The sequence below is a fragment of the Bradyrhizobium tropiciagri genome (genome assembly GCF_001189845.1).
GTDB classification, from domain to species: Bacteria; Pseudomonadota; Alphaproteobacteria; order Rhizobiales; family Xanthobacteraceae; genus Bradyrhizobium; species Bradyrhizobium tropiciagri.
The window spans coordinates 50,126-62,666 of sequence record NZ_LFLZ01000053.1 but is presented as its reverse complement, the minus strand read 5'-3'; the positions used below and the strand labels follow the sequence as shown (position 1 = coordinate 62,666).

General features: G+C 61.8%; 8 protein-coding genes. 5 read left to right on the top strand and 3 right to left on the bottom strand.

What is annotated here, in order from left to right; genetic code table 11:
- The coding region (locus tag AKN84_RS31830; protein WP_128971309.1) for a DUF4347 domain-containing protein at positions 1-3,985 on the bottom strand (3,985 nt) is incomplete at its 3' end.
- A 325-nt stretch (positions 3,986-4,310) separates the two neighbouring features.
- On the opposite strand from AKN84_RS31830, the gene AKN84_RS47845 reads away from it, so the two are divergent.
- Positions 4,311-4,478: a hypothetical protein gene (locus AKN84_RS47845; protein WP_162240917.1), complete on the top strand. Its 168-nt coding sequence runs from the start codon at positions 4,311-4,313 to the stop codon at positions 4,476-4,478.
- Between the two features lie 1,153 nt (positions 4,479-5,631).
- Here AKN84_RS47845 and AKN84_RS46210 read toward each other — a convergent pair.
- A complete protein-coding gene (locus AKN84_RS46210; RefSeq protein ID WP_128971308.1) occupies positions 5,632-5,925 on the bottom strand; it encodes a hypothetical protein in 294 nt (97 codons plus the stop codon).
- A 1,077-nt stretch (positions 5,926-7,002) separates the two neighbouring features.
- On the opposite strand from AKN84_RS46210, the gene AKN84_RS31810 reads away from it, so the two are divergent.
- The 3 genes from AKN84_RS31810 to AKN84_RS31800 all read left to right on the top strand — a co-directional run bounded on the left by AKN84_RS31810 (position 7,003) and on the right by AKN84_RS31800 (position 10,119).
- Positions 7,003-7,539 carry a LabA-like NYN domain-containing protein gene (locus AKN84_RS31810; protein ID WP_050424437.1) on the top strand — a complete coding sequence of 179 codons (537 nt, stop codon included), beginning with the start codon at positions 7,003-7,005 and terminating at the stop codon, positions 7,537-7,539.
- Positions 7,540-7,714: 175 nt separating this feature from the next.
- Positions 7,715-8,143, top strand: coding sequence for a hypothetical protein (locus tag AKN84_RS31805; RefSeq protein WP_128971307.1), 429 nt, complete (start codon positions 7,715-7,717; stop codon positions 8,141-8,143).
- A gap of 257 nt (positions 8,144-8,400) precedes the next feature.
- Complete coding sequence (locus tag AKN84_RS31800; protein ID WP_050424426.1) at positions 8,401-10,119, top strand: TolC family outer membrane protein; 1,719 nt, start codon at positions 8,401-8,403, stop codon at positions 10,117-10,119.
- A 63-nt stretch (positions 10,120-10,182) separates the two neighbouring features.
- On the opposite strand, the gene AKN84_RS46205 is transcribed toward AKN84_RS31800, so the two are convergent.
- Positions 10,183-10,386, bottom strand: coding sequence for a hypothetical protein (locus AKN84_RS46205; RefSeq protein ID WP_128971306.1), 204 nt, complete (start codon positions 10,384-10,386; stop codon positions 10,183-10,185).
- Here AKN84_RS46205 and AKN84_RS31795 point away from each other — a divergent pair.
- Positions 10,386-12,539, top strand: coding sequence for a type I secretion system permease/ATPase (locus tag AKN84_RS31795; RefSeq protein WP_128971305.1), 2,154 nt, complete (start codon positions 10,386-10,388; stop codon positions 12,537-12,539). The genes AKN84_RS46205 and AKN84_RS31795 overlap by 1 nt on opposite strands.
- Positions 12,540-12,541: the final 2 nt, after the last annotated feature.

Here is a 12,541-nt window from a genome sequence, read left to right as displayed (position 1 = left end):
CATGCACACTGTTCAGAGTCGAAGAACTGAGATTTCCTTCGCCGTCCTTCTCAGTTGCCGTTACTGAAAGCGTAAACTGTCCTTCGAACTCTGTGGGAGGCGTGATCTTCAGGTTGGAAAGACTCCAGCCGCTCACATCTGCCGATGTAGCCCCCGTCACGGCGGTAAAGGAGTGACCTCCCGCACCATCCGACAGCGTGGCTCCCACTGGAATCCCACCGATCACCAACAATGCAAAACTGTTGTGATCTCCGGAAAATCCGCTAACGACCGCTCCTAAGTCGACGGCTATGGCCGAATTCTCATTGCCCACGGAATCGACAGGATTCAGCGTCGGCGCCAGCGGGTTGACGGTCACCGCCTCGGTCGCATTGGTCACCGGGCCAATGTTGCCCTCCGCGTCCTTCTCGATCGCCGCAAGGTTCAGCACAAAGTTGCTGTCGTTGGCCGGCTGGATCGTCAGGCTCGACAGATTCCAGGCGTGGACATCCACGCTGTTGGATGGACCACCGAAGGTATAGGTATGCGCCACCGTCCCGTCGCTCAGCACTGCACCCGCCGTCGCCCCACTGATCACCAGGCTGTTCAGCGTGTTGGTGCCGGCTGCATCGCCCGCCAGCTTGTTCAGCGTCAGCCCGACATTGAGCGCAATCGCCGAGCCCTCGACCCCGCTCGCCGCAACCGGCGCCAGCGTCGCCGCCAACGGATTGACGGTCACCGCCTCGGTCGCATTGGTCACCGGGCCAATATTGCCCTCGGCGTCCTTCTCGGTCGCCGCAAGTGTCAGCGTGAAATTGGTGTCGTTGACCGGGCTCACGGTGAGCGAACCCAGAGTCCAGCCGGCCACGTCAACCGACGTCTGGCCGGCGCTTGCCGTGAAGCTGTGACCGTTGCCGTCCGCCAGCGTCGCCCCGACCGGGATCGCACTGATCACCAGGCTGTTCAGCGTGTTGGTGCCGGCCGCATCGCCGACCAGCTTGTTCAGCGTCAGCCCGACATTGAACGCAATCGCCGAGCCCTCGACCCCGCTCGCCGCAACCGGCGCCAGCGTCGCCGCCAGCGGGTTAACCGTCACCGCCTCCGTCGCAGTGGTTAGCGGACCGATATTGCTCTCGGCGTCCTTCTCGGTCGCCGCGAGGTTCAGCACGAAGTTTGTGTCGTTCGCCGCCGTGACCGTCAGCGTGCCGAGATTCCAGCCCGCCAGGTCCACCGATGTGTGGCCGCTGGTCGCCGTGAAGCTGTGACCGTTGCCGTCCGCCAGCGTCGCCCCGACCGGGATCGCACTGATCACCAGGCTGTTCAGCGTGTTGGTGCCGGCCGCATCGCCCGCCAGCTTGTTCAGCGTCAGCCCGACATTGAGCGCAATCGCCGAGCCCTCGACCCCGCTCGCCGCAACCGGCGCCAGCGTCGCCGCCAGCGGGTTAACCGTCACCGCCTCCGTCGCAGTGGTTAGCGGACCGATATTGCCCTCGGCGTCCTTCTCGGTCGCCGCGAGGTTCAGCACGAAGTTTGTGTCGTTCGCCGGCGTGACCGTCAGCGTGCCGAGATTCCAGCCCGCCAGGTCCACCGATGTGTGGCCGCTGGTCGCCGTGAAGCTGTGACCGTTGCCATCCGCCAGCGTCGCCCCGACCGGGATCGCGCTGATCACCAGGCTGTTCAGCGTGTTGGTGCCGGCCGCATCGCCCGCCAGCTTGTTCAGCGTCAGCCCGACATTGAGCGCAATCGCCGAGCCCTCGACCCCGCTCGCCGCAACCGGCGCCAGCGTCGCCGCCAGCGGATTGACCGTCAGCGCCTCGAGAACCGCAGTATTCGAATTCCCGCTCCCGTCAGTAGCCACCGCCGCCAGGCTGAAGTTCGTATCGTTTGGCGGCGTGATGGTGAGCGTCGACAGATTCCAGGTGTGAACGTCGACGGAGGTCAGCCCGCTGGTCGCCGTAAAGGTGTGGGTTCCGTCGGTAAGAGTTGCACCGACCGGGATGGCGCTGACCATCAGCGAAACAATTCCGGCCGCATCGGAAGCGGCCAAGGTGCCGAGATGGATTGCAGTACCTTCGACGCCGGGCGTGCTAGCCCCCCATGTCACAGTCGGCGGCGTCTCATCGACAGTCACCGAATGGGAATCTGAAGCGGCTGTCGAGCTACCAACCTTCACTACAGCGGAAAGAGTATACGTGCCGTCCGGCAGTGAGGCATGAGCCAAGTCACCCGCTGGAATGACTGCGGACCATGTACCATTCGCGGCAACCGTGGCGGTGTAGCTATGACCATTCAGATTGATGATGAGGTGCGCGCTCGGCGTGAAATGCGTGACCGTGCCGGTGACGGTTATTGGAGCGCTTGCATCGGCAAGATTGATGAGCCAAGGGTTCGACTGGGTAGGCTCGATTGGATCAATGTGGACCGCGAAGGCGCTCGGCGGATCTACTGCGACAAAATCGCTGGGATTGAGCGCGGTAACTCCAGCGACGTCAAACTTCAAATCTGCAACACCGTCGCCGTTCGTGTCGGCATAAACATAGACCCCGCCGGATCCGTCGGGGGTGTACCAGACGCCATAACCATTGGCGGGCCCCATCGAGCCGGTGTTCGCCGGCTGTGGGCCAAACCAGCGAAATTCCGCAAGCCCGGCCGCAAACGCGGTCACGCCTCCCGCGCTCGAGACCGACTGGTCACTGATCAACTGGCTAAAGTCGAGCTTGTCCGAGCCAACCTGGAAATTCGTGATCTGGTCCCAGGTTTGCGCAAGTTGCCCGCCTGAATTGAGTTGTCCCGCCGCTGGGGAGTCGGTTGCTCTCGCATAAACGAAATAGTCGGAACCGATGCCGCCGGTAAGAACGTCCGCTCCCGCGCCGCCTTGAATAATATTGTGAATTGCAGCGTTGCTGGCGATGCCTTGAATATTGTCCTTGCCGGCGCTGCCGTCGATCGTATCGGTGATCAACTGGGTGGTGCTGGCGAACAGGCCAAGGTTGTTGATTTGCGAAACGAAATTTGAAATTGCCCCAGTGAAGCCGCTGATCAACGTCTGCGGCGATCCGCTAACCGTCTGGCCGGTGATCGCATCAAAATGGCCGACAGGCGTGCCGTACTGGTCGGTCTGTTCAAGAAAAAAGCCGGTCGCAAGCGTACCCTGATAATAAACGGACGCCGCACTGTTATAGCCGATGGTGTAATAATTCGATCCGACCTGGAACGTCAGCAACAGCTGACCAGCCTGGAATGCCTGTTGAATCGTGACGGTTTGTGTTGCATTTGCGCTTGTCGTCAGAAACGTCGAAATATCGCCCCAGTAAATATATTCGACACCATTGGTATCGTTGGTTTTGATCGCATCGAGAACGTTCAGATTATCCACGGTCGTGCCGTTACCACTATCGAGCACGCCCTGATAGGTGCGGATAGCATGATCCGTGATCGGTGGCGCCGCCGAATCCAAATGCCAGACGCCCCCTTTGCTGGCGTGCCCGACCTTGCCGCGGCTCGCTGCCACGCGAACGCCGCACGCCGCCGCAAGACACATCACAAGATCGCTCGCCTGCGCGTCCTCGTTGGCTACGTGACAAGCCCACAGCGCGATCTGCCCGTCAGGCGCCAGCGCTAAACCGATTCGAGCCAAGTCGCGTCCACTCGCTTGAACGCCCTCTTTCGTCAGTGCGCCGCCGGCAAAGCTGACTTCGCCTGGCGTTCCGTGCGCGATGACGTGAATCGCTTCCAACCCCCTCCTGCCCTTCAGCGCTCGCGCCATCTGGCGGGGTGCGGGTTCATTGTTGGAGAGCAGGATCGCCTCAACATCCGACCGGATGCCGGCAAGTAGCGTTTCGAGGTCATCGATGCCGCGGTCGATGAAGGCGATCTCGCGTTTAGAACTTGCGCCCGCGAACGCTCCGCATTGGCAATGATTGAGCCCGAACTTCGCGATGGCCACCGAGGTGTTCGGAGAGGCTGAAGCAACTTTGGATTGGGCGATCATGATACTGTCCTGCAATCGGCTGGGCTCAAAAAACGTCTATGTGGATGAGGTCGCTGTCGGCAACGACAGCGCTTCAAACGGGTCGCGCGCAGCGATTGGCGGCGCCTCTGTCAGGGCGGCCGACCAACTCGAGGCCGGTTGATCAATCAGCACCCGCGGACCGTTCGCTGTGAAGAGCAAAGGCCCCATCGAAAGATCGACTGACGTTGAAGGGGCAGAACTCGAAAGCTCGCGGAGATGCGCTTCAAGCTCGGACCAGTTGATTGGTGGCTCGGCCTTCCGGATCAAAATAACGCGACTCAATACACACTCCTAAAAACTCTGCCGACGCAGAGCGGGTGTGATTGCAATCGAAAATCAATTCATCAAACTACCCAAACGCTCGCTCAAAAAACCTGCGAGCGTTTCGACCGACAAGCAATTGCCACGCCTTTTATGTTATTTGCTCGTCCGCCGCGCTGTGAAAGACCTCGAACGCACTACCCTGCCCGCTTCGGTGCGGCTCTGAACTCCGCACGCATTAAAATTCTGTCTTTAAACTCTTCGTGAGAAGGCTTGCCCTGTGTCCGCAAAAAATGTGAGCAAACATCCCAAAACCTAATTTAGATGCAATTTGCCGCAAATTTGCGCGGCCGTCTAGCGCCGCAAGAGATCCTCGCTCTTAACATTAATGACGAACCGACAACGGGTTCCTTTGCGCCACACGTTGTATCCGTGGTCTTACGGGAGAACGCCGCATGACATGAGTTTTTCTGCCTAGCTTCGCGCCGTCTCAAAGGCAGTTCGTAGAATCCCCTCCGAGTCGCCCGCAACTATCCGGGTTCGATTGTCGCCATTGCGTGACCGCCAGCGGCGGCTTGCCCGCGTCGGCCGGCGCGGCCGATTGCCTGCGCGCTCTTAATCGAGAATCTGCGAAGCTTCTGGATCTGGATGTTTCGTTCGAGCAGGGTGCTCTCCCGAGATGCGCCCGTGTAAGTTTAGAACCACACACCACCTGAGAGAGACGAACAGGGGCGAACGAGGATTTAGATGATGTTCAACGTCACGAGCACCGAATTCCTGCTCTATGTCATCGCCGCACTAACCATTGCAGTGCTCATTGCTTGGGACAACCCGTGGATCATGGGACGAATATGATCCTTGAGAGATCGGCACGCGATGCAATCGGCGGCCTTACGAGAAAAGCCCGCGCCGCCAGGCATGCCGACGCGAACCTTTGGACGTACACGGTACGCCCCGTAACCCTGACCGCGGATTTCCGAGATGACGCCCGGCACCCCGACCACAGCGCGCCAGATCCAGAGCCGGCTCCTCCGATTTGCCCGCGAAGTAAGACTTGGGAGTGCGCCTTGGAGTTGCCGAGCTTCTTTTGCGCCCAAGTGAAAGGCCGAATCTGCGTTAAGCGCGCTCTCGATCCGTTCAACGGTACGGTGCATGCAAGTCACCGAAGCGTGAGAGAGCGCAGCTCTCGTTATCAGCCTGTTTCGGCGATCGCGATGTGTTTTCCAGCTTCGCGACGTCGATTCCGACAAAGTATCCCAACCTTCTGCCCCGGCTCGTCGTCCTGTGAACAGGATCGGCCCCGACCGCCCAGGTTCCCTTCGGACGCACAGGGTTAGCGCGAGTGGCCTCGCGGAAAGAGGCAAGACACAGCCTTTCGCTCAATAACAGCTCCCCGAATCCCCTCCGAGCCGACTGCAACTCTCGCCGTTGGATTGGCGCCACTGCGTGACTGCCGCCGGCGGCTCGCTGGCCTCGGCCGGCTTGGCCGGTAGCCTGCTACGCTCCTCGTCGAGGAGCTGCGAATGGAGCTTCTGGATCTGGACGTTTCGCTCGAGCAGGGAAATGGTCCTTGCCTGAACCTGCTCGGCCAGCGCCTTGCGCAGCGCGTTCTCGCGATCGAGCAGATCGGGAAACGGCAACAGCGGCCGGACGGGCTCGGTCGCCTTGATCACGCAGGACGCTCGCGCCATCGCCTGCGTGATCTGATCCGGAAAGGCGTTCCGGCAGTCCGCGAGGGCGCCGCTCAGGTTGACGGGCTCTGGCGCTGGTGTCGGCGTCCTTGTCGCCTCCGGCATCGGTACCGGTGCCGTAGTCGCCGCTGGCGTCGGCTCGGTGGCCGCTGTCGCCATCTCCGTTGTTGGGTCCGGTGTCGGTCCCGCCTCCTTTTCGATGACCTGGCGAGCGGCCCCGCAACAGGACAGCAGGATGCAGAACGAGAGAACGAGCAAGCATCTCGCGCGCTTGGCCAATCCTCCCTGGCGCAAGCCTCAATCGGGCGCCCGATTGTGAAATCGGTCACGGCAAGCCCCATCGCGAGCTCCCCACCCTGCCTCCTGCTGATACGAACATCACATCGCGCAATGGGTCGATCGCTACATTTGGTTAGCGATGGAGACGAGAGACTGGTTGAGGCGGCGCACCCGACACGCCGCCGCGCATCCACGCTCGCGCACTAGAATAATAAAGTGTCTGCGTAATGCGGGGCGCAAAGCCGTCATCCCTCCGGCGAAATTGGTATCGACCAAAACCTGCATCTGCAAAAAAGTAGTATCTCGAAATATCGCATTGGCACGAAATCGCGCCGTACACCTGATTGATTTTAGATGTAGTTTTGTTGGTGACGCAAGAGTCGCCTCAGGCGCAGCGGCGGTAGCTCGTCGGGCGAGCTGCACCACTGCCTGGTGCCCGCTTGCTCGACGATATCGAAGCGCATAGCGAGGCCATTCTTCGGACTCATTGCACCGGCGTGCGTTGCGGGCGCAAGCGGCAGCATTCTCAATGACGCCCGCTTCACCTTCATGCGACGGGCCGACCGTATGCTTGGATCCATTGGCTTATCAATAGGCGCACGATCCCCATGGCAGTCGCGCTGGTGCCGCAATTTCAACTTCATCCCGCCGAAATTTTCGCTTCATCCCAGCCGAGATCTTGCTCTAGGATCAGGCGTTTCAATGAGGGCGCCGAGCACGCGCTCGGGAATTTCCAGAACCAAAACGTAAAGCGACTGATCCGGCGTCATGGGGCTCGAGATGACCGATCGCATTGCACTTTTTATCGATGGTGCCAATCTGCACACCACGGTCAAGAACCTAGGCTTCGAAGTCGACTTCCGGCGTCTGCTTACGGAGTTCGGCAAGCACGGGCAGATCGTGCGCGCATATTTCTACACGGTGGTGAGGGACGACGACGAGTTCAGCAGCCTCCGGCCGCTGGTGGATTGGCTCGATTACAACGGCTATGCGGTCAGGAGAAAGGCAGCCAAGCAGCACGACGACGGCGATGGACGGCGGCGAATGAAGCGCAGCATCGGTATCGAGCTCGCGGTCGACGCGCTGGAAATCGCGCACCGCATAGACCATGCGTTCTTTTTTTCTGGCGATGGCGACTTGCGAGCCATTGTCGAAGCTGTCAGGCGGATGGGCGTCCGGGTCACTGTCGTCTCCAGCATTCGGACCAAGCCACCCATGATCGCCGATGAACTTCGCAGGCACGCTGACGTCTTCCTCGAACTCGACGGCCTCAGGCCATCGATCGAGCGTCCGGCGCATCCGATTGCGCCGGAGTAACGTCGCGGACGCCTTCGGACGTCGGCCGCAGGGATCTCTGGCAACGCGAGTACCGCTCGACCGACCGCGTCCGTACATCTCCGAGTTGCGCGGGCCTCGCGGGGACATCAGTATGATCCCAAGCAATGCAACTGCACAGGGAAAGCCAATGTGGAGGTCAGTCGGGTGCGTCTTGTTGTTGCTGACGACGACAGGCGCAGCAATAGCTGAACCCCTAAGGTTCGCCTGCGACACACCGCACGGCAAACGCGTCGAGCTTGGCGTCTCGGGCAAAAACAGTGACATTCAATGGATCGAGGACGATCTGGACACGGTCCGGCCATCCGTCGCGATCGATGGCGAAACCTTCTCGGTCACGTGGGGGACCTCTGTCGCAACGGAAGGCAAGGGAGCCAAGCTCACCACCTATGTCTTTGCGGCCGCCCACCGCACCGCTGCATCGGTCTTTGCGACCCGCATCGACGAGTCCACGGCCGAGATCTTCCGGTTCTATTTTGCCAGCAAGTCGCTCTACAAACTGACGAGCCGCCTGGCAGACCCCTCGCCCGATTCCAAGGCCGCGCCGTTCGTCGCGACCTACCTGGCGACATGCCGTAACCAGTAGCTTTGACCGCCCGTTAAGACGGGCTTAACTGTTCCAGGTACACCGGTGTTGCCTGCCGGCACCAGCTGGGATGCCCGGTCAAACTGCGCCAAGCAATTGATTTTTAATTAAATTCTCAATAATCTGCTCGCCAAAGCCGATTGCTCCGCCCAATTAGAGCCGCTGTGTGGCTGAAATGTCATAGGTTACGGAACCATCGTACGTTACGCTTTCGCGGATTCTACGTAATATTTTTTGCGAGTGTAGGGGCGGGGATTATGAAGTCGGCATACACGGTCATCGCGTGCCTCTGCTTGGCGGCAACGTCAGCGCGTGCCGAGTTTTTTTCCATTAACGATGCGTTGCGCCAGGCCATGCTGACCAACCCGGGCGTGGGCGAAGCCTCCGCAAATCGCCGAGCGACGGAAAGCGAGCTGAGGCAGACCCAGAGCACGTTGCTGCCGCAGGTGCGCATCGACGCCAGCTACGGTCCGGAAAAATTCGACCAGCCGCCGGGCTTCATCGCACCGACCATTCAGACGCCGACTGTGGGTGCAGGACCTTGGCGCAACGGCAGCCAGGAATCCGTGGTTGTACGCCAGCTGCTGTGGGACGGCTTCTCGTCGATCTATGACGTGTGGCGCCAGACCGCGCGCGTGAATGCTGCGGCCTCCCGCGTCAAGGAACGCACCGAGCTGCTGGCCCTCGACGCGGCCGAAGGCTACATGGACGTCGTGCGCTACATCCGGCTGGTGAGCCTCGCGCAGCAGAACGTCGCCAACCACGAAAAGATCTTTGCGAACGTGAACTCCCGCTTCTCGGGCGGCCGGGCTGGCGAAGGCGACCTGGAGCAAGCCCGGGAGCGCGTCGAGAGCGCCCGCGCGGCACTCGCCGAATTCCAGCGCAGCCTCGACGACGCAAGGGCGAAGTATCGCAAGGTCGTGGGCCTTGAGCCGATCAATGTTCGCTTCCCCGCTCCGCTCGGCGGATTGCCGCAGAGCCGCGACGAAGCGCTGGCGACCACGCTGCGGTTCAATTCGACGATCGCAGCGGCGCAGTCCGACGCCGACGCCGCCAAGCATGCGTTCAAGGCCACGGACGGAACGTTCGGCCCCAAATTCTATCTCGAGGGACGCGCAACCCACTACGACAACTCCTTCCCGTACGTGACCGCACCGGGAAATCCCGCCGTGACCCATGAGGATTACAGCGGCAAGGTGGTGATGTCCTGGGACATCTTCCGCGGCGGCCAGGACGCCTGGAACAGGTCGGAGAAGGCCGAGCGCTATACCGAAGCCACCATGCGCCACGCGCGCCTGCAGCGCGACGCCTATGAATCGATCGACAAGGCGTGGAATGCCCGTACGATTACGGCCACGCGCATCGCGGCGCTGACGCGCCAGCTGGAAGCCGACCGCAAGACCATCGCGGCCTTCCAGAAGGAATACGAGCTTGGTCAGCGCTCCCTGATCGACTTGCTCAACGCACAGAACCAGTTCTTCAACGCATCGGTCTCGCTCACCTCCGCCCGCAGCGTCGTCGTTTTCGCCGACTACCAGCTGCTGGCCGCGATGGGCACCCTGATCGAATATCTGAAGGCTCCTCCGCCGGTCGACGCGGCGCCCACCGACATGCTGTCGATCGGCCTGCCGCGCTATTCGTTCCCCACCCTTCGCGTGAACCTGCCGCAAACCGGCTCCGAGCCGCTGCACGTCGCCGTTCCGGGCCCGACCGCCACGGTTCGCCCCGCCAAGGGTTACAAGGGGGGCTATGCGTCGGCCCAGCCGGCGAAGGATGTCGGGTTTGCCGACCGGTTCACCGGTTCGACCACGACCGCTTCCGTGCCGGGCTCCGCGGAATGGATGCAGCAGCAGAAGAGCGCTGCGGACGGTCCGAACGTGATTTACGCGGATCCGTCGGTCACGGCGAATGCCAGCTCCTATGCCTCGACGAAGCCCCACTGGCTGCTGTCGGCCTTCCCGAGCTCCGCTCGATAGCAGCGGCCAACCAGAATCAGGACTTCCGGAAGGGCCCCAAATGGGGCCCTTTCGATTCCCGTATTAATACTTAAAGCAAGTTTCGCTGATTTTGTTCGCCGTTTGCTGTAGCCTGCCCGAAATCATCGAATGCGATTTCTGCATTTCCATTTTGGTTGTCGAGGTTTCAGTTGTTGTTTCGAACCCCCAGCGCGGCGGCTGACGCCGTTCGCACTTCGCCGGATGATGCAACTTCGAAGCCTGCCGCGCCCGCTCGGCCGCGTGCATTGGGCGACGATCCCCTCACCGCATCGCTGACTTTTCTCGCGGCTCATCACGGCCGCGCCGTCAGCCGCGAAGCGCTCCTCGGCGGACTTCCGATCACAGACGGGCGGCTGTCCGTTTCGCTCTACGATCGCGCGGCAAGGCGCGCGGGCCTGGAGACCGAGGCGATCAAGCGCGACATTTCGAACATTCCCGCGCTGGTCTTGCCGGCCGTCCTGATCATGAAGAACGGCTCTGCGCTCATCCTGCTCGGCACGGACGCAGCGGGCAAGACGGTCAAGATCGTCGATCCGGCCACGCCGAATGCCCCGCGCGTCGCCGACATCGCTTCGCTTGCCTCGGACTATACCGGCTACGCGTTCCTGGTGAGAAGCGCCGCGCAGGCCGACGCGCGTACCGTCGCCGCAGGAGACATTCCCAACAACCACTGGTTCTGGTCGGTGGTGAAGACGCACTGGCGCAGCTACGGACACATCGCGATCGCCGCCTTCCTGACCAACATCCTCGCGCTGGCGACGCCGCTGTTCACGATGAGCGTCTACGACCGCGTCATCCCCAACGGGGCGATCCCCTCCCTGATCGCCCTCTCGATCGGCATGGGGCTCGGCATCGTCTTCGATTTCATCTTCCGCATGGTCCGCAGTCGCATGATCGACGTGACCGGCAAGACCATCGACGTCGTGCTCGCCGCCAACATCTTCGAGCACGTGATGTCGGTGAAGATGGCGCAGCGGCCGACCTCGGTCGGCATCATCGCCAACCAGCTCCGCGACTTCGACTCGGTGCGCGAATTCTTCACGTCCGGAAGCGTGGTTTCGGCGACGGACCTGCTGTTCGCCATCCTGTTCGTCGGGGTGCTGTTCATCATCGCCGGGCCGCTGGCCTGGATCCCGCTGGTCATGCTCCCGCTGGTCATGCTGATCGGCTTCCTGCTGCAGCGGCCGCTCGATCGCGCGATGAAGCGCCTGCAGGCCGAATCCGCCGCCCGGCACGGCGTGCTCGTCGAGTCCCTGTCCAGCCTCGAAACCGTCCGCGCAACCGGCGCCGAGGCGCGGATGCAGACCTTGTGGGAACGCTCGGTCGCGGCGACCGCCCGATCCGGTGAGGACGTTCACTTCTGGTCGTCGATGTCGCTGACCAGCGCGAGCACGGCCCAGCAGATCACCAGCCTGCTGCTCGTCGTCGTCGGCATTTTCCTGATCCTCGACGGCAAGCTGAGCGTCGGCGCGCTGGTCGCCGCAAACATGCTCGCCGGCCGCATCCTGGCGCCGATCGCCGGCATCGCCTCCGTCATCACCAAGGGAACGCAGACGCTGTCGTCCCTCAAGGCGATCGATCGCATCATGTCGATCGAGCGCGAACGCTCGCCGACCCGGTCCTATGTCGCAAGACGGATCGACGACGGTAAGATCGCCTTCGAGAACGTGTCGTTCGCCTACCCCAACGCGCCGGGCAACGCGCTGGAGAAAGTCAGCTTCAAGATCGAGGGCGGAGAAAAGGTCGGCATCATCGGCCGGGTCGGATCCGGCAAGACCACGGTCGGCCGGTTGCTGCTCGGATTCTACGAGCCGAAGGAAGGCCGCATCCTGGTCGACGGCGTCGACTCGCGGCAATACGATCCTTCGGACCTGCGCGCCGGCATCGGCTTTGCGATGCAGGATACCGACCTGTTCTACGGCAAGCTGCGCGACAACATCGCCCTCGGCAAGCCGGAGGCGACCGACGAGGAAATCCTGCATGCCGCGCGGCTCTCCGGCGTCGAGAGCTTCATCGCCGGCCACCCGATGGGCTATGACATGCCCATCTCGGAAGGCGGCCGCAGCCTGTCGGGCGGGCAGAAGCAGGCGATCGGACTGGCGCGCGTCCTGATCCGCAAGCCGCGCGTGCTCTTCCTCGACGAGCCGACCGCGCATTTCGATATTCGCAGCGAGCAGGAATTCCTCGAGCGGCTCAAGGGGCTGCGCGACGATCGCATGACCATCATCATTTCGACCCATCGTCTGTCATTGCTGAACATGGTCGATCGCCTGCTGCTGTTCGACAACGGCCGCCTGGTGGCCGACGGCCCGCGCGACAAGGTGCTCGCCCTGCTCCAGGGCAGGCCCGCATCCGCGGCGCCTGCACCCGAGAATACGATCCAGCCGAAATCTGCATAACG